The sequence below is a fragment of the Bradyrhizobium sp. HKCCYLS20291 genome (genome assembly GCF_051167715.1).
Classification (GTDB): Bacteria; Pseudomonadota; Alphaproteobacteria; order Rhizobiales; family Xanthobacteraceae; genus Bradyrhizobium.
The window spans coordinates 19483-40468 of record NZ_JBNPTO010000029.1; the positions used below are offsets into that span (position 1 = coordinate 19483).

Sequence of the window (20986 nt, forward strand, 5' to 3'; positions counted from 1 at the left end):
ATGGACGGGGCCGTTCTCCACGCGATCTTCGATGTCGCCGCCTGGCTGAGCGCCGCTGCCGCCGGCTGGTGGCTCACGCGTGTCGCCCATGTGAGCTTTCCGAAGCAGTCGACCGAATGGTCCTATGTCGCCGCGCTGGCGTTTGGCGCCGGTCTCGGCGCCTATCTGTTCGGCTCGCTGAACCTGTGGCTCTCCGGCATGCCGGGACTGGCGCGTTCGGTCGAGGGCGCGCTCGCCGGCGGCATCGTCGCGGTCGAGTTGTATAAGTGGCAGCACAGCATCGTCCTGCGCACCGGCGCGCGCTTCGCGCTGCCGCTCGCGATCGGCATCGCGGTCGGCCGCATCGGCTGCTATGCGGCTGGCCTCGACGATTTCACCTACGGCACGCCGACGGCGTTGCCGTGGGGGCATGATTTCGGCGACGGGATTCTGCGCCATCCGGTGCAACTCTATGAAAGCCTGGCGATGGCGGCATTCGCCTTGCTCTATGTCGTGGCGGTGCTGAGGGGCAACGTAACCATCATCGCCAACGGCTTCTATCTCGCGCTGCTCGTCTACGGCCTACAGCGCTTCGCCTGGGAATTTCTCAAGCCCTATGGGCCGGTGATCGGCCCGCTCACCCTGTTTCATCTGCTGTCGCTCGCCATCACGGTCTACGCCCTGGCCATGCTGGCGACCGCGCCCGAACCGAAGGTCCTGCATGAACGCGCCACTGCGTAAATCGCGCTCCTATGTGTTCTGGGGGCAGACGCAATCCCTCTGCGAGACCTGCCTCGAACTGGTGCCGACCAAGATCCAGATCGTCGACAACGAGGTCTGGTACGAGAAGCGCTGCAAGGAGCATGGCGTGCAGTCGACGCTGGTCTCGGACGACGCGGCGTATTGGCGGCGCTGCAAGTCGTTCATCAAGCCGGGCGATACGCCGCTCAGCTTTCAGCGCCGCACCGAATATGGCTGTCCCTATGATTGCGGACTGTGCCCGGACCATGAGCAGCATTCCTGCCTGGCGCTGATCGAGATCACCGATCACTGCAACCTGACCTGCCCGGTGTGCTTCGCCGAGTCGTCGCCGCAGCGCGCGCATTTCACGCCGCTGGCCACGGTCGAGCGGATGCTGGACGCGCTGGTGAAAAGCGAAGGTGAGCCGGACCTGGTGCAGATCTCCGGCGGCGAGCCCACCTTGCATCCTGACTTCTTCGATATCCTCGCCGCGGTGCGCGCCCGCCCGATCCGCCACGTCATGATCAACACCAACGGCCTGCGCATCGCGCGCGAGCCTGAGTTCGTGGCGAAGCTCGCCGAGAACAAGCGCGGGCTCGAGGTCTACCTGCAGTTCGACTCGCTGTCGCGCGCCGGCCTCACCAACATTCGTGGCGCCGATCTGCGCCGCATCCGCCAGCAGGCGTTGGAAAATCTCGAGCGCGCGGGCATCTCGACGACGCTGGTCGCGACCATCAAGCGCGGCGTCAATGACGACGAGATCGGCGACATCGTTCGTCATGCGCTGCAGTGGTCCTGCGTGCGCGGCGTCACCCTGCAGCCGGTGCAGGATGCAGGCCGCAACGCTGATTTCAACAAGCAGACCGACCGCATCATGCTGTCGGAGATCCGCCGCCGCGTCGTCGAGACCGGCGTGTTCGGCGACAACGACATGATCCCGCTGCCGTGCAATCCCGAGAGCATCTCGATCGGCTACGGCCTGCGCAACGGCACCAATGTGCTGCCGCTGACATCGATGGTGCCCGAGGCGGAATTGCTGTCGGTCATGCCGAACACGATCTGCCCGGAGAAATATCCGGTGCTACGGGAAAAGTTCGTCGAGCTGTTCTCGCTGTCGTCGGGACCGCTGAACACCGGCGAGCGCGTCGCCGAATTCCTCTGCTGCCTGCCGTCCGTGCAGGTGCCCGACAATCTCGGCTACGAGCACGTCTTCCGCGTCACCATCGTGCAGTTTCTCGACCGCTTCAATTTCTGCGTCGGCAACGTCAAGCGCTCCTGCATTCATTTCGTCACCGAGCGCGGCGAGATCATCCCGTTCGACACCTACAATCTGTTCTACCGCAACGGCGCCATCGACGGCATTCGCGCGCGGCTGGGGAAGGGTAGGGCATGAGCGATCCGGACTCCGATCAGCCGACAGCTCAGCAGCCTGAGCGATCTGTGCTGCGTGGCTGCCTCATGGATGGATTGGTCGTGATGACGTTGATGGTAGGAGTCGTTCTGCTACTGCCCGGACTGTGGATCGTGGGTACGTTGCGCGGCGCCGATCTCGCCAGATTGAGTTGGGCAGATCTCACGAGTGGGATCGCGGTTGCCTTGTTCGGTGTGACTATTGCCGGTGCGCTCTTTCTGTTCTTCGCAGTCCGTCTCATGATGCAGCGCAGCCATGACTGAACGTCCGATCATTCCCCCTGAGCTTCCGCCCCGCCAGCAACGCTCCGGGTGCGCGACAGCCTTGGGCATCCTGGCCGGCCTGATCCTTCTGTTTCCGATGGCCTGCGTCCTCGTCGTCTTTCCCAATCAGATCACGCGCAACGACCTTGTCGACCCGATCGGACTGCTGTTCATCGGCGCGGCGATCGCCGGGATCGTGCTGATCGGCGTTGCGGTCACGCGCTGGCGAGGATCGGCATGACGCCACAGGAGCAGCCACGACAGTCCGCACTCTGGATCGGTTTGAGGATCGTGCTGTCGATCCTGATGCTGCTCATCGGGCTGGTGCTGCTGGCGCCGGGCTTGCTATGCTTGATCACCCAGCGGAATCTGCCCGACCTGTTGGCCGTACTCGCCCTCGGTGCCGTCGTGCTCGGCTTGTTCATGGTCCTTGCCGCGATCCGCCTGATGATGCCGCGCCGCCATGGATGATGACCCGTTCCACCGCCGTCCGCCGCTGTCGCCCTTCCTGGAGGAGGTGCGGAGGCCACGTGAGCCAGTCAGCAGGATGACGACGCTCCGGCGAGTCCTGACCGGCATCTTCGCGCTGCTCCCGACCGCCTTTGTGTTCGCAGTCTTCAACTGGGAAATGCTGCACGGCGGTCTGTTCGGCCCGATATGGGTCGTCATCGCAACGGGAGCGGCTCCGCTCCTGTACATCGTCTGGGCGCTCTACCGCGGATGGCGCTGAGCCCGCCCGCATGACGTCACCCCGCCAGCCAGAACCGGGTGCCGATCGCGTCAGCCCGCCGCTGCCGAAGGAGCGTTGGAAGGGCCCGCCGGGCGGCGTTCCGGACGAGCCGGGGCCGACGCGCAATGGCAGCCACACTCTGCTGATCATGGTCGGCAGCCTCGGGCTGATGGCATGGGGACTGTACGCAGCGATCTATTTCGTCTTCTACGTGCGCTGGAACATGGGCGGGTACTTCGGCTTCTTTCTCGATGGGCTGGCCGCTTCGATCGTCGGGGCCGCCCTGCTTCTTTATGCGCACCATCGCTTGCGCGCCGCCGCGCCAAACCGTCCGCAGCCAGGAACGGCAGCTGCAAGCGGCTGCCTGCCGAGCTTCATGCTGCTTTCCGGAGTCGTCCTGCTGCTGCCGGGTGCCTGTTCGACGTTCTTCGGATTGGGCGCCCTGGGCGAAATCACGCATATTGGTGACCCCGGTTCGCTGCTGGCAGGATTCGCCCTGGGAGCTCTTGGTGTTGCCGCGCTGTGGTGGGTCCGCGCGAGGCCAGACGGCATTGCCGGCCTGCTCATGGCGAGCGGGATCGTGCTGCTGATTCCCAGCCTATTTCTGGTCGTCTACGGCTTCAGCCGGCTGTATTGGATCAACAACATGCCGTCCGTGCTGCTTCCGATCGGATTGCCTGCGGGGACGATCGGGATCCTCTATTTTCGGGCAGCCCGGCAGCGCTGGCTGGCCGAAACGTCCAAGGATCCGGCGAATGGCCCGCCGCCCGGAGCCGCTCCTCATTCCTGAAAGCAGTCATTGTTTTTTGGCATTTTTTCCCTATATTGCGCCGCAACGCGTGAGGTCTGCCCGGTCGATTGGCCGGGCTTCCTATTTGGGGCTGCCGGCCCCGGCCGCCGAACCGAGTTTCGCGAGCGCGCGTCGCAAAGCTAACAGCTTGATTCGACTATCATAAAGCGCGCGCCCCGCCGGGGACAGAGCACGAGCTCCAGAAAGCTTAGAAGACACCGACCATGAATCTTCGCAACATCGCCATCATCGCCCACGTCGACCACGGCAAGACCACGCTGGTCGACCGCCTCCTGCAGCAGTCCGGTACCTTCCGCGAGAACCAGAAGGTCGCCGAGCGCGCCATGGACTCGAATGACCTGGAGCGCGAGCGCGGCATCACCATCCTGGCCAAGGCCGCCTCGGTGCAGTGGAAGGACACCCGCATCAACATCGTCGACACCCCCGGCCACGCCGATTTCGGCGGCGAGGTCGAGCGCATCCTGAACATGGTGGATGGCGCGCTGGTGCTGGTCGACGCCGCCGAGGGTCCGCTGCCGCAGACCAAGTTCGTGGTCTCCAAGGCGCTCAAGGTCGGCCTCAAGCCGATCGTGGTCATCAACAAGGTCGACCGCCCGGACGCTCGTCCGACCGAGGTCATCAACGAGGTGTTCGACCTGTTCGCGGCGCTCGACGCCTCCGAGGAGCAGCTCGACTTCCCGATCCTGTACGGCTCGGCCAAGCAGGGCTGGATGGCCGACAAGCCGGAAGGTCCGCAGGACCGCGGCATGGAGCCACTGTTCGAGCTGGTGCTGCGCCACGTCCCGGCGCCGCGGACCGAGGAGGGGCCGTTCCGCATGATCGGCACCATCATCGAGGCCAACCCCTATCTCGGTCGCATCATCACCGGCCGCATCTCGTCCGGCACCCTGAAGCCGAACCAGCAGATCAAGGTGCTGGCCGCCGACGGCAAGATGATCGAGCAGGGCCGCATCACCAAGATCCTGGCGTTCCGCGGCCTCGAGCGCACGCCGCTCGATGACGCCGAGGCGGGCGATATCGTCGCCATCGCCGGCATGACCAAGGGCACCGTCGCCGACACATTCTGCGATCCCAGCGTCGACATCCCGCTGCCCGCGCAGCCGATCGATCCGCCGACCGTGTCGATGTCCTTCATCGTCAACAACTCGCCGCTGGCGGGCACGGAAGGCGACAAGGTCACCAGCCGCATGATCCGCGACCGCCTGCTGCGCGAGGCCGAGGGTAACGTCGCGCTGCGCGTCCGCGAGGCCGACGACAAGGACTCGATGGATGTGGCGGGCCGCGGCGAACTGCAGCTCGCGATCCTGATCGAGACCATGCGCCGCGAAGGTTTTGAGCTCTCGGTGTCGCGTCCGCGCGTCGTGTTCCAGAAGGACGCGGCGACCGGCCAGACCCTGGAACCGATCGAGGAGGTCGTGATCGACGTCGACGAGGAGCATTCCGGCGTCGTCGTGCAGAAGATGAGCGAGCGCCGCGCCGAGCTGATCGAGATGAAGCCGTCCGGCGGTCACCGTCTGCGCCTGGTGTTCTACGCGCCGACCCGCGGCCTGATCGGCTACCAGGGCGAGCTGCTGACGGATACCCGCGGCACCGCGATCATGAACCGTCTGTTCCACAACTACGCGCCCTACAAGGGCGAGATCCAGGGCCGCCGCAACGGCGTGCTGATCTCGAACGACCAGGGCGAGGCGGTGGCCTATGCGATGTTCAAGCTGGAGGACCGCGGCCCGATGATGATCGAGCCGGGCTGGAAGGTCTATCGCGGCATGATCGTCGGCGAGCACACCCGCGACAATGATCTCGAGATCAACGTGCTGAAGGGCAAGCAGCTCACCAACATCCGCACCACGTCGAAGGACGAAGCGGTGCGCCTGACGCCGCCGATCAAGATGACCCTGGAAAAGGCGCTCGCCTACATCGAGGACGACGAGCTCGTCGAAGTCACGCCGAAGTCGATCCGCCTGCGCAAGAAGCATCTGGATCCGAACGAGCGCAAGCGTGCGGAGAAGGCCAAGGAGGCGGTGGCGTAATCAATTCCTGGCTCTCGACGACGTCATGGCCGGGCTTGTCCCGGCCATCCACGTTTTAGATGCTTGCAAGGACGAGCTTGGATGCCCGGGCCCTCGCCGCCGAAGTGGCTACGGCCCGCGCGGGCGGGTCAAGCTCGGCCATGACGACGGAGCTGGATGAGCCGATGTCTTTCCCATCCTCCATCGACATCGCCATCCTCGGCGCCGGCGCAGCCGGGCTGGGCGCCGCGCATGCGTTCCGCGACAAGGGCGTCTCGTTCATCGTGCTCGAAGCACGAGACCGCATCGGCGGCCGGGCCCACACCGTCATGGCCTCGCCGGACGTTACGTTCGATCTCGGCTGCGGCTGGCTGCACTCCGCCGACCGCAACTCGTTCGTCGCCATCGCCGAGCAACTCTCCTTCACCATCGACAAATCCCGCCCGCCATGGCGCGACCAGGCCTACGAAGCCGCATTTCCCCGCGCGGAGCGCGAGGACTTCTTGCGCGCGCTGGAGGCATTCTTCACCCGCACCGCCGAGGCTGCCGCGAGCGGCCGTGACGCGCCTGCCAGCATCTGCCTCGCGCCCGGCAATCGCTGGAACGGCATGATCGATGCGATCTGCACCTATCTCAACGGCTGCGAGCTCGACCAGATGTCGCTGCTCGATTTCGAGGCCTATGAGGACACCGAGCTGAACTGGCGCGTCCGCCATGGCTACGGCGCGCTGGTTGCTCGCTACCGCGCCGGCCTGCCGGTCGCGCTGAACTGCAATGTCACCGTGATCGATCACAGCGACAAGCGCGTCCGGCTGACGACGTCACAGGGCACGCTAACAGCCGACAAGGTCATCGTCACGGTGCCGACCAACCTCATCGCCGAGGAGGCGGTCCGCTTCACGCCGGCGTTGCCGGCGAAACTCGAAGCCGCCACCGGCCTGCCGCTCGGTCTCGACAACAAGGTCACGCTGGCGCTCGACGGCTGGGAGCACCTGCCGAAGGATTCCGGCCTGCGCGGCCGCAGCCACACCGCACGCGTCGGCAGCTTCCAGCTCCGCCCGTTCGGCCAGCCCTGCATCGAGGGCTTCTATGGCGGCAGCTTCGCCCGCGACATCGAGTCGGCCGGCGAGGGCGCTTTGGCCGCCCAGGCGATCGACGACGTCGTCGCGCTGCTCGGCAGCGACATCCGCAAGAGCCTGCGGCCGCTTGCGGAATCGCGCTGGGCCGCCGATCCGTTCGCGCGTGGCGCCTATTCGCACGCGCTACCGGGCCATTCCGACAAGCGCGCGGTGCTCGCCGCGCCGGTCGACGACCGCCTGTTCTTCGCCGGCGAGGCGACGCCGTCGGACTTCTTCTCGACCGCCCATGGCGCGCGCGACTCGGGTGAGCGGGCGGCAAAGGAAGCGCTGGCTGCGTTGGGCAAGCACTAGCCGTCCGCCGTCATTGCGAGCGCAGCGAAGCAATCCAGGGGCCCGCCGGTGGTGAGAATCCTGGATCGCTTCGCTGCGCTCGCGATGACGGAGGCTCAAACAGCGAGCGCCTGCCCCACCATCCGCAAGAACTCCCGTGCCGCCTGCGTCTGATGATGCTCCCTATGGCGCAGGCTGTAGAAGTGCCGCTTGGGCAAGTCGATCCGCGCCACCGCGAGCAGCCCCGCCTTGACGCCCCGCATCACCACGAGCCGTGACAGCACCGTGACGCCAGCGCCGGCTTCGACGGCGCCGCGCACCGCCTCGTTGGACGGCAGGTCGAACACCACATCGAGCTCGGCTGGCGTGATGCCGAACCGGCCGAGCGCCGCCTCGAGCACGGCCCGCGTGCCCGAGCCCTGCTCGCGCAGCACCCAGCGCGCGGCTTTCAGCTCAGCGGCTTTCACGGGCGTTCGGCGACACAGCGGGTGACCGATGGGGCCGACCAGCACCATCTCGTCGTCCGCGACCGGCTGCGCCGCAAGCAGGGGATCGTCGACATCCCCCTCAACGAAGCCGAGATCGGCAGAGCCCTCCCGCACCCGGTCTGCCACCTGCTCGGTGTTGCCGATCGAGAGCTGCAGTTTGATCGCCGGATGCGCGGTGTTGAAACGGTGAATGAAGGCCGGCAGCCAATAGCCGGCGATGGTCTGGCTGGCCGCCAGCGCGAGTTGGCCCCGCTTCAGCCCGGCGAGATCATCGAGCACCGTCTCCGCCGCAGCCGCGCGCGCGAGCACCGCACGGGCTTCGACCAGAAACGCCTTGCCGGCCGCCGTGAGCAAGATGCGGCGGCCGACACGGTCGAACAGCTTTGTCTGGTAGCGCGCTTCGAGCGCAGCGACGGCCGCCGATGTGGCCGATTGGGTCAGATGGAGCTCGCGCGCCGCCTGGGTGACATGCTCCCGCGTGGCGACCGCAACGAAGATCCGCAGCTGCTCGAGCGTCACGTCAACTCCTAGGTCGTCAATTTCACCAGCGCCAGGCTGAAGCCCGCAATGAACAGGAACGCCGCGAAGCCGAGCGCCAGCGGCCGCAGGCCTTTGGCTCTGAGCTTGGCGAAATCCGTCTCCAGCCCCATCGCGGCGAGCGCCATCGACAGCAGAAACGTCGTCGCGGTCACGATGATCGTCTTCGCCTCGGCGGGCACGGTGACGACGCTGTTGACGCCGACCAGCGCTATGAAGCCGAACGCGAACCAGGGCAGCGGCGGCTGCGCGCCGGCCTGGCCATGACCGTCCCGGCGCGCCGCCAGCACGCCAAGCGTCAGCACCACCGGCGCCAGCAGCATCACGCGCGCCAGCTTGGCAATGGTGCCGAACTCGCCGGCTTGCTGGCCCTGCTGAAACGCGGCGGCGACGACCTGCGCGATCTCGTGGATCGACGCGCCGCTCCACAGGCCGAAGGCGTGCGGGTCGAGATGCAGCAATGCGGGCACCAGTGGATAGGCGACCATCGCAATCGAGCCGAACACGGTCACGCAGGCGACCGCATAGGCGACATCCTCATCATGCGCACGCGTGACGGTATTGGTTGCGATGACGGCGGAGGCACCGCAGATCGAGGTGCCCGCGGCGATAAGCTCGGCCAGCTTGCGGTCGACGCCGAGCAGCCGGCCCATCCACACCGTGAACAGGAAGGTGCCGGTCAGGCTGAGCGCGATCACCGCCAACCCGCGCGCGCCGACCTCGACGATGTCAGCGGCCGTCAGCTGCAGGCCGAGCAGGATGATCGCGACCCGCAGAACGCGGCGCATCGCGAAGGTGACGCCAGGCTTGGCCCGCGCCGGCGTGCCGACGACATTTTGGTGCGCCATGCCGGCGACGATTGCCAGGATCATCGGGCTGAACATGCCGAGGCCCGGCAGTTGGCGCAGCCCGAACGCGCCGGCCGCGATGCTGGCCGACAGAGCCAGTCCCGGCAGCAGCGCCTGGAGACGGGGCGTCGGCGGCGCGTAGACAGGGGCAGCGAGAGCGGCAACAGGCGCATCGGCAGTCAGATCATGCGAAGGGGCAGCCATGGAAAACTCTCCCAAACCGAGGATTTAGAAGAGAATTTCATACCCTTATCGATCGATCCAACGAGTTATATCGGATATTTCGTTCGATTCAATCGATCGATTGTCTACTGCTCCAGCACCCGCTTCCGTAGCTCGGCATCCGGCACGAAGCAGGAGTCGTATTTCCCGAAGATGCGATAGCGGTTGCGCGCGACCACGCTGTAGACGGCGTCGCGCAGTGGCTTCGGCACTGCGAACAGCGCCTGCGTCCAACGCCAGCCCGACAGGTTCGACAGCACGGTGAGCGCCGCGTCGGATTTCAGATGGGCCTTGCCGCCATGGATCACGGCATTGGTGTCGGGCTCATCAGGATCGATGCCGAACGCCTGGGCCAGGCGCGTGCCGTAGGGCGACTGGATCGGTGTGAAGCGAAAACGCCTTGCCGTGTCGCGCGCGATGACGAACTGCACCCAGCGCGAGCAGAACACGCAGACGCCGTCATAGAGGATCACGTCGTCGTCGGGCCATTGGCTCATCATCGATTGTCCATCATCAGCAGTCCCACGAGCATCAGCACGATCGCAGGTCCCGTCTTCACCAGGGCGCCGAGCGGCTCGAGCCAGAGTTCGGGCGTAAGCACGGCGCATCCCAGCAGATAGCCGAGCGAGACGAAGATGCCGGCAGCGAGGCCGAAAACCGCCGTTTTGCGGAATGCGACCAACAGGCCGACCGAGATGTCCATCATGCTGGTGATCGCCGCGAACGGGATCGCGAAGCTCTCGGGCCAGCCGCGCGTGGTAAGGATCGCGGTGGTGGCTGGAAACGAGATGAACAGCGCGATGCTGCCGGAAGCGATCCAGAACAGCACCAGGCTCGCGATGATCAGCGCCTTGATCAGGAACAGCCGCGCAAACCATTTGTCCTGGATGGACGCGCCATGCGCGCCGACGGCGTCGTTCAGGCGCGTCGGCGCAAGGCCGGTCGCCGTGAGCCACGGTGCGGGATCGCCACGCACGCCGCGGCGAAGCTCGGCGATCGCGGTGGTGCGCATCGGCGGCATCCAGCCGAGACGGCTGCAGAGGTCACCGGCGACCGCGCCGAGATTGATCAGCACGGCCGGCATCGTCGCGCGGGGCCAATTCTCGGTGCCGAAGCTGCGGCGGAAAGCGCCGATGACATCGCCGAGCGTGACCGGCTCCGGCTGCATCAGGTCCCAGCTGATCGCGCGTGTCGCCGCCTCGTCGATCGGCCGCAAGGCGAGCCAGGCGATCGTGGCTGCGATGTCTGCGACCGCCACCGGCTGGAACGGCGTCGCGGCGTCCTTCGCCGGCAGATCGATCGGAAACGCTGCGAGCGCGCGCACCATCGCGCTGCCGCCATAGGCCGATGGCGCGATCACGAAGCCCGGGCGCAGGATCGCGTGCGGAATGCCCGAGGCGGCGATCAGCCGCTCCGCTTCGCGCTTGGTGGTGGCGAAGGCGGTGTGATCCTCGTCGGCCGTGCCGGGAATCGAAATCTGGATCAGACGCACGCTGCGGCCGCAGGCCGCGATCGCGTCGAGCAGGCGCGCGACGAACTGATGGTGCACGGCGTTGGTGTCGCTGCCCGGTCCGTCCTGCAGCACGCCGAGGCAATTGACGACGACGTCGATCTCATGCGCGCGCATCAGCGCCGCCAGCGCGGGCGCGTCCAGGGCCATGATCGGCAGCTCGATATCGAGTGACGACACGCGCTGCGAGGCCGACAGAGCGCGCGCGATTCCGATCGCCGTCAGGCCACGCCGGCGCAGATCGTCGGTCACGAAGCGGCCGATCAGCCCGGAGGCGCCAAGCACGAGAACGCGCGGGGTGGTGGAAGGCATCATGCGCATCCTCTCAGAACGGCTTTGCGATCATCAGCCAGAGTATGGCCATGACCGCACCGAAGCCGGGGATGCCGCACAGGAACCAGCGGCGGAAGACGATGAAGTAGCGCGGCGGCAGCAGCTCCGCGCGGCTGTCAGCGGCGCGCGCGAGATCGCGCAGCTCGATCTGCATGAAGATCACGGGCACCCAGAACAGACCGGCGATGGCGTAGAGCGCGAGCGAGGCCAGCAGCCATCTCTCGCTCATTGCCGTCGACGACAACCACATCAAGGTGCCGCCCGTGACCGGCTGCAACAGCACCGCCGACAGCGTGAACAGCATGTCCGCGATCACCACCACACCGGCGGTGCGCGCGATGAACGCGGCCTCGCCACTGAGATGCGCCATCAGCATGAAGAACGCGATTCCCGTGCCGGTGCCGAGGATCACGATGGCGCCGAGCACGTGGAGATACTTAATGAGGAAATACAACGTCACCTCTGGTGCCTCCCGACAGCGGTGGCGCGATTCCTATGACACCGTCAGAGCCGCCGCTACCGAAACTGCTCCTCGGGGTGGCGGTAAGAACTCGCAGCATCCTCTCGACCATCGACTTGGTTCTGTCGTCGCGCTCGATCAGCCAGTGTCCTTCATCCCCGGACTCATCCACGACAAAAAAGTATGGCCTGCCTCCCGACCGCAGGAAAGTGTCGGCGAGCCTCCGCGAGAATGCGGGCGGGAAATAGCTGTCGTTTTGCGCAACGAACCAGACCACTCTCTGAGGCTTGTGCGCGGCACTACGGCCGAAGGCCCTGACCGCATCGAGCAGACGGTCCTCCGCGCAGATGCGCCCCGGCACGTCGTCGGCGTGGCCGCCGCGACCGGGCGCGAAGACAACGATGCTCGCAACGAACTGCCGGGGCTGCTCGGCCAGCGCCAGCGTGCCCCAGCCGCCGGCCGAATGACCGATGACGAGCGCGCCGCCTTTCGCCACGAACGATTGCTCGCGCATGAAGGCCAGTGCCCGCAGGATCTGCGCGGCGGTGGCGCGTCCGGCTTTCTCGTAGTTCGGATCGGCGCAGTCGCCCTGGTCTTCGGCGTAAGGGCCGCCGGTGCCGCCGTGTCCGAGCCGCTCCGGCACCAGCACCGCATAGCCGCGCGCCACCAGCTCGCGCGCCAGCGCCGTGTAGGACGGCTGCGGCAGCTGCGCCCGTCGCAGCGCGTTCTGCGTCGAGGCGTGCGCGATCAGCGCCAATGGAAATGGTCCGTCGCCGGCGGGGCGATAGAGCAGCGCGCGCGACGGATGATCGGCGAGGGTGGACGGCACCAGCCATTGCTGCTGGCGCGCCGGCTCGGCTTCGGCGGAGACCGGGCCGAATGGCTGTGCCCAGGCGTTCGGCCCTGTTAGCAAGCCGACCACAAACAACCATGAGACGCAGCGAAGCAGGACCATTCAGCCAAGCGGGAAGATGTTGAGCTAGCGCCACACTAGCCGACGCGCCGGCTTCGCCGCCTCTGGTTTGTGGTTCAACGTATGAACCGGAGGTTACAGAGCACCGTCGCTGCCAGACAATGTTGCGAAATTGTCCCTTTTCGGTACAGCTTTCCGCCACTGTGATGCCGAAAGTCCACAGGTTAACCGATCTTTAACGTGGCACCTTGAAGGCGGACCGCCGACTTGCTTTGATCCGCTCATGAGCACAACCCTGATCGAAGTCCGTCCGGCCAAGGCTGCAGATGCGGCTGCGGTGGCGTCAGCCCACGATGAAGCTTGGCGTTCTGCCTACCAGGGAATCATCCCTGGCGCCGAGCTGGAGAAGCTGATCAATCGACGCGGCCCGCAATGGTGGGACAGCGCGATCCGCAAAGGCAGCCGCGTCAGCGTGCTGGTGTTCAACGACAAGGTCGCCGGCTACGCCAATTACGGTCGCAACCGCGCCCGTAGCCTGCACTTCGACGGTGAAGTCTACGAGCTTTATCTGCGACCGGAATTTCAGGGGCTGGGCTTCGGTCGCCGGCTCTTCCAGTCTGCCAAGCGCGACCTCGCGCAGAGCGGGCTGAAGAGCATGGTGGTGTGGGCGTTGTCCGACAACGATCCCGCCACCGAGTTTTACCGCGCATTGGGTGGCCGCATGGTCGCGCGATCGTCGGAGCGCTTCGGGCCGAAGTCGCTGGACAAGGTCGCGTTCGCCTGGACCAACTGAGCCGGCCTAACCACGCTTGAACGAGCTGGCTCTGGACGCGTTGAGCGTTAACGCGTCGGTGAATTGAACTGAAGACCCGGGCTTGAGGTAGCTGTTGCGCAGTCGCTGATTTTTTGCGACTGCGAATGCGAGCGCTCCTCGCGAGCGTCCGTCCCTCACACGTTCAAGTTCTGAACCGTTCAAGTTCCACGGAGCAATCATGCGCATCGACGCCATCCCGATCGGGAAAGATCCGCCGCGCGAGGTCAACGTCGTCATCGAGGTGCCGGTCGGTGGTGAGCCGATCAAGTACGAGCTCGACAAGGAGGCCGGCACGCTGATCGTCGACCGCTTCCTGTATACGGCGATGCGCTATCCCGGCAATTACGGCTTCATCCCGCACACGCTGTCGAACGACGGCGACCCGTGCGACGTGCTGGTCGCCAACACCCGCGCGATCGTGCCGGGCGCCGTAATGAGTGTGCGGCCGGTCGGCGTGCTGCTGATGGAGGACGAGGCCGGCGGCGACGAGAAGATCATCGCGGTCCCTTCCTCGAAGCTGACCCAGCGCTACGACAAGGTCCGGACCTACTCGGACCTGCCGGAGATCACGCTGCAGCAGATCCAGCACTTCTTCGAGCACTACAAGGATCTCGAGCCCGGCAAATGGGTGAAGGTGCTGCGCTGGGGCAATGCCGACGACGCCCATCAGCTGATCGCCGAGGGCATCGCGCGCGCCAAGGCTGCAAAGAAGTAGGATATCGCAAGCGCAAGGAAGGATCGGGTCCGCGCCTCGGCAAAGGCGATGGACTTTCGACCCGGCCCTGAGGCAGTTTCGCGGCGTCGCAGGCTCCCGGTCTGCGGCGTCGCTGTCCTTTTGGAGCTTCTGCGATGCGCCGGCTGCTCAGGCTCGTTCGAAATCTCGTCCTGCTCGTCGTCGCCGTGGGCGCGGTCGTCGTCGCGATCGTGCTGTTCAACACGCTGCGCCAGGGCTCGCGGCAGCTCGAGGTCGCGGCGTTGCCGAAGGTGGACGTCGGTGCCGAGGCGGTTCGCTTCCGCACGGTCTCGAGCTACGACAATCCCGATCTGAATGCAGATGCCTTCGCCGCGCTGAAGGCCCACATCGAGCGCAGTTTCCCGGCCGTCCATGCGACCGCGACCCAGGAGGTCGTGGGCGGGCGCAGCCTGCTCTACGTCTGGCAAGGCAGCGACGCGGCGGCCAAGCCGATCGCACTGCTCGCCCATCAGGACGTCGTGCCGATCGCGCCGGGCACCGAGCCCGACTGGGCCGTGCCGCCGTTTGACGGCGTCATCAAGGATGGTTTCGTGTGGGGCCGCGGCGCCTGGGACGACAAGGGAAATCTGTATGCGATGCTCGAAGCGGCCGAGGCGCTGATCAAGGCCGGCTTCAAGCCGAAGCGAACCGTCTATTTCGCCTTCGGCCACGATGAGGAGGTCGGCGGCCTCCGAGGGGCCAAGGCCATGGCGGCCGCCCTCGCTGCGCGCAATGTGCGATTGGATTTCGTCATCGATGAGGGGCTGCTGATTTCGGAGGGCGGCATCAAGGGCCTCGACAAGCCCGCGGCGCTGATCGGCGTTGCCGAGAAGGGCTATGCGAGCCTGGCACTGACGGCCAAGGCCACGCCGGGCCACTCGTCGATGCCGCCCAGGGACACCGCGATCGGCATGATGAGCGCGGCGCTGGCGAAGCTCGAGGCCAACCGTCTGCCGATGCGCATCGACGGCGCGGTCGGCGAGATGTTCGATACGCTCGCGCCGGAAATGAGCGGCATCAACCGTGCGGTGCTGTCCAATCTCTGGCTGTTGAAGCCGGTGCTGTTCAGTGAGTTCGCCAAGAGCGGTCCGGCCGAAGCGATGGTGCGCACCACGACCGCGCTGACCATCTTCAATGCCGGCGACAAGGACAACGTGTTGCCGGGCAACGCCTCGGCCACCGTGAATTTCCGGCTGCTGCCCGGCGACACGGAAGCAGGCATCGTCGGTCACATCCGGCAGACCGTGGCCAACGACCGCATCTCGATCGCGCCGTTGCGCGGCAACCGCGATCCTCCGCCGGTGACCTCGACCGCCAGCCCGTCCTATCAGCTCGTCAACCGCACCATTCGCGAGATCTTCAACGATGCGGTGGTGGCGCCCGGCCTGATGATCGCCGGCACTGATTCCGGCCACTATGCCGGCATTGCCGACAGCATCTTCCGGTTCTCGCCGCTGCGCGCGACGACGGAGGATCTGAAGCGCTTTCACGGCACCAATGAGCGGCTGTCGGTCGAGGGCTATGCCGACATGATCCGCTTCTACCGGCGGCTGCTCCAGGCGGCCGCGGGTTAGCTCACACCGACGGCTTCGGCAGGCCGGCGATGGCGCAGCGTGTTGACCAGCAGGCACGACACCATCATCTGGCCGACGCCGCCGGGCACCGGCGTGGTCGCGCCGGCCACCTCGGCATGGGCGACGTCGCCGACCAGCTTCGCAGGCGACCCCCTCACTGCGGCTTCGGTCTAACTCCCCCGTTTAAGCCGCCCCACCGATCTCCATGGAACTTTACCCTCCGTTGAGAGCACGTTACGGTTGCGCTGGGCTGATTTGCCAGGAGAGCTAGACGTGTCGCGATTTTTGCTAACTGTCCTCGTCGGATTCTTGATCGGCAGCAGTACTGCGCAAGCTGCATCCACCTCATCAGGGGCACGTCGTTGCCCGCCGGGTACGGCCTGGTCGTCGTACAACGGTGAATGCTCGCGCAAGAACTGGTGCTGGCAGAAGCTCCGCATTCCCGCGTCATCGGGCATGCCGACGGGAGCCAATCTGACGCGGCTCGAGGCCTGCGTGAACGGCGGACGTTGACGCGAAGGTCAATGTCCGCGCTCACACCAACGGCTTCGGCAGGTCGGCGATGGCGCAGGCGGCGCGCAGCGTGTTGACGAGCAGGCACGCCACCGTCATCTGGCCGACGCCACCCGGCACCGGCGTGATCGCGCCGGCGACCTCGGCCACCTCGGCATAGGCGACGTCGCCGACCAGCTTCGACTTGCCCTCGGCCGTCGGGATGCGGTTGATGCCGACATCGATCACGGTCGCGCCCGGCTTGATCCAGTCGCGCTTGACCATCTCTGGACGGCCCACCGCCGCGTAGACGAGATCGGCGCGCGCGGTCAGTGCCGGCAGATCGCGCGAGCGCGAATGCGCGATCGTCACCGTGGCGTTCTCGTTCAGCAGCAGCTGCACCAGTGGACGCCCCACCAGGTTGGAGCGGCCGATCACGATCGCATTCAGTCCCTCGAGCGACGCATGCACCGTCTTGCTGAGAATGATGCAGCCAAGCGGGGTACACGGCGCCAGCGCCGGCTGGCCGCCGGCGAGGCGGCCGGCATTGTGCGGATGCAGGCCGTCGACGTCCTTGGCCGGATCGATCGCGTTGATCACGATCTCGGTCTCCAGGCCCTTCGGCAGCGGCAGCTGCACGAGGATGCCGTGCACCGCCGGGTCCTGGTTGAGCTTGCCGATCAAGGCCAGCAGCGCATCCTGGGTCACGTCGGCCGGTAGCTTGTGCTCGAACGAGGCCATGCCGGCGGCCTGGGTCTGGGTGTGCTTGCTGCGCACATAGACCTCGGAGGCCGGGTCGTTGCCGACCAGCACGACGGCGAGGCCGGGTGTCAGGCCGTGGTCGCGCTTGACCCGCTCGACCTCGCGCGCCACCTGCGCGCGCAGATCGGCTGCGATGACTTTTCCATCGATGATGCGCGCGGTCATTGCTCTTCCTCGTCGTTTCAACGCAGTCCATTGGAGCACGACTCGTGCCGCGAACTCCCACCCTCCCCTGGAGGGGGAGGGTCGGTCGCACGCGAAGCGGGCGAGCGGGGTGGGGTGATCTCTCCAGGCGCGCTCGTGCTCGTGGAGAGATCACCCCAGCCTGCCTCCCATTCGCTGCGCTCATGAGAGGCGACCCTCCCCCTCCAGGGGAGGGTGAAGGCTGCGGCTTGCGGAGCCGAAAGCTCGCTCACTCGTCTGGCGTTGCTCTCGTTATGTCCCGGTCGGCTTATGGGGTGTGATGAGCGCGCGCAAGGCCTGATCGAGCTTGGCGGGATCGCCGTCGACGGCGACCTGCTTCAGCCGCGAGGTCGCGCCCGAGGTGATTCGCACCGCCTTCTTGGTGACGCCGATCGCCTTGGCCAGCAGCTCGGTGACGGCGCGATTGGCCTCCCCGCCGTCAGCGATTGCGCGCACCCGCACCTTCAGCACCGGGCGGCCGTCGGACATCGTCTCGACGCCGTCGATGGTGTCCCGGCCGCCGCGCGGGGTCACGCGAAGCGCGACCGTGAGGCCGTCGGAGGTGGGGCGCCACGGCTCCATCGCGCCGACGCGCGATCAGAAGACGTTCGGATAGATGTAATAGCTGATCACGCGCTGGATCAGCATGATGATCAGGATCAGGATGATCGGGGAGATGTCGAGGCCGCCGAGATTGGGCAGCATGCGCCGGATCGGCGCCAGCACCGGCTCGGTGATTCGGTACAGGAAGTCAGCCACCGCAGAGACGAACTGATTGCGCGTGTTGACGACGTTGAAGGCGATCAGCCACGACAGGATCGCCGAGGCGATGAGCAGCCAGACATAGAGGTCGAGAACGATCAGAACGATGTCTAGAACGGCACGCATGCGGGTCCACTCGGGGGCGAGGTCGCGGATTCGACCTGTATCGTTCGGTAGATATCGGTTCCCCCCGGTCCAAACAAGGGAAGCTGGCCGTCAAGGCTAACGGGCGATGTGAGCGTTCTTGACTTGACCAGGGCTGCGCCTGTAAATGGCGCCCGATCTGACGGCCGCCTTCCCAATCTCGCGCGGCCGTGACGAAGCGATCGTGTTTCGGGGCCATAGCTCAGCTGGGAGAGCGCATCGTTCGCAATGATGAGGTCGGCGGTTCGATCCCGCCTGGCTCCACCACGCTTCGCCCTTCGGGCTACGCGTGGCACGGCCACGCAACAGCCTGAAGGGCGAAGCGTGGTGTCTGGCGTAGCCATTTGGCGAAGCCGGGCCTTCAGACCTGACAAGCCATCGTTGATCCGAGCTGATCCGACGCCGCGGCTATTCCGCGGCTTCCGCCATCGCCGCCACCGGTTGCCGCGCCAGCCATCCCTCCAGGAAATGCGCCAGCCACATCCGCTCGGCGCGGTCGTGCAGCGCACGGCCTTCGAAATGGTGATGTCGCGGCCGCGCCCCCGGCGTATCCAGCCTGGCATGACCGCGCGTGGTCCAGCGGCACATCATCGCGTAGGTCACGTCGGGGTGGAACTGCAGCCCGGTGGCATTCTCGTACTGATAGGCCTGCACCGGGAAGTCGCTGCCTTCAGCGAGCAGGTCGGCGCCGACCGGCAGGTCGAAGCCCTCGCGATGCCAATGATAGACGTGATCCGGCCAATGCGGGCACAGCTTGTGTCCCGCGCGGGTAGGCCTGATCGGATAGTAGCCGATCTCCGCACGTCCTTCCGGATGCGGAGCCACCTTGGCGCCGAGCTGGATCGCCAGCATCTGCGCCCCGAGGCAGATCCCGAGAAACGGGCGCTGTTCGCGCAACGGCACCGAAAGCCAATCGATCTCGCGCCGGACGAAGTCGTCCGGATCGTTCGCGCTCATCGGGCCGCCGAAAATGACGGCACCTGCATGCGCATCGAGCGTTTCCGGCAGTGGATCGCCGAACCGCGGCCGGCGGATGTCGAGCCGATGGCCACGGGCGCGCAGCGCATTGCCGACCCGGCCGGGGCTCGATGTTTCCTGGTGCAGGATGATGAGGACCGGCCGCCGCGGCGCCGCCGCCGGATCCAGCTTCGAGGGAATGTGCCGAACGTCCGCCGTGGCGGTCCCGTTCGGTTGCAACGAAGAGGTTTGCCTGAGCATCACCTGGCGATCATAGCTAAGCAAAGATTAACGGGGCGTGAGCGAGCGACCATACCCCAGCATTCCAAAGCAAGCGCCGGGCCAGCGTCAATCAACTTCGCTTCAGCTGCAGCCTGCCCACGGCCTCGAGGATGAAGCCGCGCGGAAACCAGCGCAGCAGGAACGGCACGATTTTGATGCCCAGGCCGGGCAGCACGGCGCGCTTGTTGGCCATCAGGCCACGGTAGCCCGCTTCGGCAACCGATGCCGGGGAGACGTTGAGGATCACGGAGTCCACTCCCGGCTTGAAGCCGGCGCGGTCCTGGAATTCCGATGGCACCGGGCCGGGGCAGAGCACCGTGACGCGCACGCCATGCGGTGCCAGCTCCTTGCGCAGGGCTTCGGTGAAAGAGATGACGTAGGCCTTGGAGGCGTAATACACCGCCATTCCCGGCCCCGGCAGGAAGCCGGCGACCGAGCCGAGATTGAGGATGCCGCCCTTGTTGCGGATCAGCTGGTCGGCAAAGCGCAGCGACAGCTCGGTCAGCGCGCGCACGTTGACTGCGATCATGTCGAGCTGCTCGGCGCGATCAAGCTGCACGGCCTTGCCGAACAGGCCGAAACCGGCATTGTTGACGAGGTATTCGAGCTCGACGCCGGCGGCGGACAGCCCAGCCTCGATGGTCGCGCCGGCGTCGCGGGAGGTCAGGTCGCACGGAATCACGATCGGCGCCGGGCCGCCTTTGGCGACGACCTCCTGCGCCAGTGCCGCGAGCCGGTCCTCGCGCCGCGCGGTAAGCGCCAAACGGTGTCCATTCGCCGCAAAGATTCGAGCCAGTTCGGCTCCGATTCCCGCTGACGCTCCCGTTATGAGCGTGACACGTTCGCCCACGATCCCTGCTCTTCAATCAATTTCGACTAATCTGCTGGCGCGGACGAGAGCATAAGCAGGTCGATGCATGCAAGCGGCCGGAACTCTGACCCCGCGACAGCGCGGATGAATCATCCCATATTCACATAGGTTTACAGGAACGGGATCGCAGACGGTAAAATTAAAGTTTGTTCATCTGGGTTCCGCAGCTTAGGCGGGAGGTGCGGACCGGCGCGATGCCACCCGATGCTTCAGATCGACCCGGTCGCGGGTCGAGATCCCCAATAGCTCGGACGCGCGCCAGACCACATTGTCCTCGAACTCGGTGACTGTGTCGTCGGCGTAGACCAGCTCCCACATCATCTCGACGATGCGCTGCCGTCCGGCCTCGTCGACCTCGCGCATGATCACGCTGGTAAAGCGGTAGAGATCGACGGCCTCGCCCTCCGCCAGCATGGCCTGCGCGATCAGCCGGCTGGCGCTGCCGCGATCGAGGCCGAAACGCAGCTCGATCAAGCTGTGCAGCTTGCGCCGCTCGGCCGCGTTCGGCTCGCCGTCCAACGAGATCACATGGATGAGCAGCGCGGTCGCCGCGAGCTGATAGCCATTGTCGTCGAAGGCCGGCGTCTCGTGCGGCGAAACGACGTCGGCGATGAATTGGCGCAGTCCTTCGAGCATGGGGTCCTTCGCGCGCTGATGTCTTTCCCAGGCGTTGATCGGCCTGCCTCATGAATATGAGAATGCAAGGCGGCCCCGGCAATGCGCTGGGGCTGGCCGATCGCATGACATT

At 66.0% G+C, this 20986-nt stretch carries 24 protein-coding genes, 1 tRNA gene and 1 pseudogene; 13 read left to right on the plus strand and 13 right to left on the minus strand.

What is annotated here, in order from left to right:
- From ACQR07_RS35790 to ACQR07_RS35830, 9 genes are all read left to right on the plus strand, one after another.
- Nucleotides 1–720, plus strand: coding sequence for a prolipoprotein diacylglyceryl transferase (locus ACQR07_RS35790; RefSeq protein ID WP_434906743.1), 720 nt, complete (start codon nucleotides 1–3; stop codon nucleotides 718–720).
- Nucleotides 701–2113 (plus strand): radical SAM protein, encoded by a 1413-nt coding sequence (locus ACQR07_RS35795; protein WP_434906744.1) that lies wholly within the window; start codon nucleotides 701–703, stop codon nucleotides 2111–2113. Before ACQR07_RS35790 ends, ACQR07_RS35795 begins: the two co-directional genes overlap by 20 nt.
- The gene (locus tag ACQR07_RS35800; protein ID WP_434906745.1) at nucleotides 2110–2394 is read left to right on the plus strand and encodes a hypothetical protein; all 285 of its coding nucleotides are present in this window, start codon (nucleotides 2110–2112) and stop codon (nucleotides 2392–2394) included. The genes ACQR07_RS35795 and ACQR07_RS35800 overlap by 4 nt, the downstream gene beginning before the upstream one ends.
- Nucleotides 2387–2635 (plus strand): hypothetical protein, encoded by a 249-nt coding sequence (locus tag ACQR07_RS35805; protein WP_434906746.1) that lies wholly within the window; start codon nucleotides 2387–2389, stop codon nucleotides 2633–2635. The genes ACQR07_RS35800 and ACQR07_RS35805 overlap by 8 nt, the downstream gene beginning before the upstream one ends.
- Entirely contained in the window at nucleotides 2632–2865 is a 234-nt protein-coding gene (locus tag ACQR07_RS35810; RefSeq protein WP_434906747.1) for a hypothetical protein, read from the plus strand. The genes ACQR07_RS35805 and ACQR07_RS35810 overlap by 4 nt, the downstream gene beginning before the upstream one ends.
- Nucleotides 2858–3124, plus strand: coding sequence for a hypothetical protein (locus ACQR07_RS35815; protein ID WP_434906748.1), 267 nt, complete (start codon nucleotides 2858–2860; stop codon nucleotides 3122–3124). Before ACQR07_RS35810 ends, ACQR07_RS35815 begins: the two co-directional genes overlap by 8 nt.
- Before the next feature lie 10 nt (nucleotides 3125–3134).
- Nucleotides 3135–3914 (plus strand): hypothetical protein, encoded by a 780-nt coding sequence (locus ACQR07_RS35820; RefSeq protein WP_434906749.1) that lies wholly within the window; start codon nucleotides 3135–3137, stop codon nucleotides 3912–3914.
- 224 nt (nucleotides 3915–4138) lie between these two features.
- Entirely contained in the window at nucleotides 4139–5965 is a 1827-nt protein-coding gene (typA, locus tag ACQR07_RS35825; protein ID WP_434906750.1) for a translational GTPase TypA, read from the plus strand.
- 164 nt (nucleotides 5966–6129) lie between these two features.
- A complete protein-coding gene (locus ACQR07_RS35830) occupies nucleotides 6130–7374 on the plus strand; it encodes a flavin monoamine oxidase family protein (protein WP_434906751.1) in 1245 nt (414 codons plus the stop codon).
- 95 nt (nucleotides 7375–7469) lie between these two features.
- Here the strand turns inward: ACQR07_RS35830 and ACQR07_RS35835 are convergent, their stop codons facing one another.
- The 6 genes from ACQR07_RS35835 to ACQR07_RS35860 form a co-directional block, all read right to left on the minus strand.
- Nucleotides 7470–8360, minus strand: coding sequence for a LysR family transcriptional regulator (locus tag ACQR07_RS35835; RefSeq protein ID WP_434906752.1), 891 nt, complete (start codon nucleotides 8358–8360; stop codon nucleotides 7470–7472).
- Between the two features lie 8 nt (nucleotides 8361–8368).
- Entirely contained in the window at nucleotides 8369–9334 is a 966-nt protein-coding gene (locus ACQR07_RS35840; protein ID WP_434906772.1) for a YeiH family protein, read from the minus strand.
- Between the two features lie 200 nt (nucleotides 9335–9534).
- Entirely contained in the window at nucleotides 9535–9945 is a 411-nt protein-coding gene (locus tag ACQR07_RS35845; protein ID WP_434906773.1) for a thiol-disulfide oxidoreductase DCC family protein, read from the minus strand.
- A complete protein-coding gene (locus ACQR07_RS35850) occupies nucleotides 9945–11273 on the minus strand; it encodes an SDR family oxidoreductase (protein WP_434906753.1) in 1329 nt (442 codons plus the stop codon). The genes ACQR07_RS35845 and ACQR07_RS35850 overlap by 1 nt, the downstream gene beginning before the upstream one ends.
- 10 nt (nucleotides 11274–11283) lie before the next feature.
- A complete protein-coding gene (locus ACQR07_RS35855; RefSeq protein ID WP_434906754.1) occupies nucleotides 11284–11751 on the minus strand; it encodes a DUF2269 family protein in 468 nt (155 codons plus the stop codon).
- Entirely contained in the window at nucleotides 11729–12706 is a 978-nt protein-coding gene (locus ACQR07_RS35860) for a dienelactone hydrolase family protein (protein WP_434906755.1), read from the minus strand. The genes ACQR07_RS35855 and ACQR07_RS35860 overlap by 23 nt, the downstream gene beginning before the upstream one ends.
- A gap of 241 nt (nucleotides 12707–12947) precedes the next feature.
- On the opposite strand from ACQR07_RS35860, the gene ACQR07_RS35865 reads away from it, so the two are divergent.
- The 3 genes from ACQR07_RS35865 (at nucleotide 12948) to ACQR07_RS35875 (ending at nucleotide 15785) form a co-directional block, all read left to right on the plus strand.
- A complete protein-coding gene (locus ACQR07_RS35865; protein ID WP_006611902.1) occupies nucleotides 12948–13457 on the plus strand; it encodes a GNAT family N-acetyltransferase in 510 nt (169 codons plus the stop codon).
- A 199-nt stretch (nucleotides 13458–13656) separates the two neighbouring features.
- Complete coding sequence (gene ppa / locus ACQR07_RS35870) at nucleotides 13657–14193, plus strand: inorganic diphosphatase (RefSeq protein WP_434906756.1); 537 nt, start codon at nucleotides 13657–13659, stop codon at nucleotides 14191–14193.
- 134 nt (nucleotides 14194–14327) lie between these two features.
- Nucleotides 14328–15785 (plus strand): M20 family peptidase, encoded by a 1458-nt coding sequence (locus tag ACQR07_RS35875; RefSeq protein ID WP_434906757.1) that lies wholly within the window; start codon nucleotides 14328–14330, stop codon nucleotides 15783–15785.
- Between the two features lies 1 nt (nucleotide 15786).
- Here ACQR07_RS35875 and ACQR07_RS35880 read toward each other — a convergent pair.
- The 4 genes and pseudogenes from ACQR07_RS35880 to ACQR07_RS35895 all read right to left on the minus strand — a co-directional run.
- Nucleotides 15787–15937: pseudogene (locus ACQR07_RS35880) on the minus strand (bifunctional methylenetetrahydrofolate dehydrogenase/methenyltetrahydrofolate cyclohydrolase); the annotation flags it as partial.
- 382 nt (nucleotides 15938–16319) lie between these two features.
- On the minus strand, nucleotides 16320–17204 hold the full coding sequence (gene folD / locus ACQR07_RS35885; RefSeq protein WP_434906758.1) for a bifunctional methylenetetrahydrofolate dehydrogenase/methenyltetrahydrofolate cyclohydrolase FolD: 885 nt from the start codon (nucleotides 17202–17204) through the stop codon (nucleotides 16320–16322).
- Nucleotides 17205–17474: 270 nt separating this feature from the next.
- Entirely contained in the window at nucleotides 17475–17804 is a 330-nt protein-coding gene (locus tag ACQR07_RS35890; protein ID WP_434906759.1) for a DUF167 domain-containing protein, read from the minus strand.
- A 15-nt stretch (nucleotides 17805–17819) separates the two neighbouring features.
- Nucleotides 17820–18110 (minus strand): YggT family protein, encoded by a 291-nt coding sequence (locus ACQR07_RS35895; protein WP_434906760.1) that lies wholly within the window; start codon nucleotides 18108–18110, stop codon nucleotides 17820–17822.
- A 209-nt stretch (nucleotides 18111–18319) separates the two neighbouring features.
- Between ACQR07_RS35895 and ACQR07_RS35900 the strand changes: the two genes are divergently transcribed.
- Nucleotides 18320–18395, plus strand: a tRNA-Ala gene (locus tag ACQR07_RS35900).
- A 141-nt stretch (nucleotides 18396–18536) separates the two neighbouring features.
- Here ACQR07_RS35900 and ACQR07_RS35905 read toward each other — a convergent pair.
- From ACQR07_RS35905 to ACQR07_RS35915, 3 genes are all read right to left on the minus strand, one after another.
- Entirely contained in the window at nucleotides 18537–19346 is an 810-nt protein-coding gene (locus tag ACQR07_RS35905) for a glutamine amidotransferase (RefSeq protein ID WP_434906761.1), read from the minus strand.
- Between the two features lie 91 nt (nucleotides 19347–19437).
- Nucleotides 19438–20217, minus strand: a complete 780-nt coding sequence (locus ACQR07_RS35910; protein ID WP_434906762.1) for an SDR family NAD(P)-dependent oxidoreductase — start codon at nucleotides 20215–20217, stop codon at nucleotides 19438–19440.
- Between the two features lie 189 nt (nucleotides 20218–20406).
- Nucleotides 20407–20874: a TerB family tellurite resistance protein gene (locus ACQR07_RS35915; protein ID WP_434906763.1), complete on the minus strand. Its 468-nt coding sequence runs from the start codon at nucleotides 20872–20874 to the stop codon at nucleotides 20407–20409.
- Nucleotides 20875–20986 lie beyond the last annotated feature (112 nt).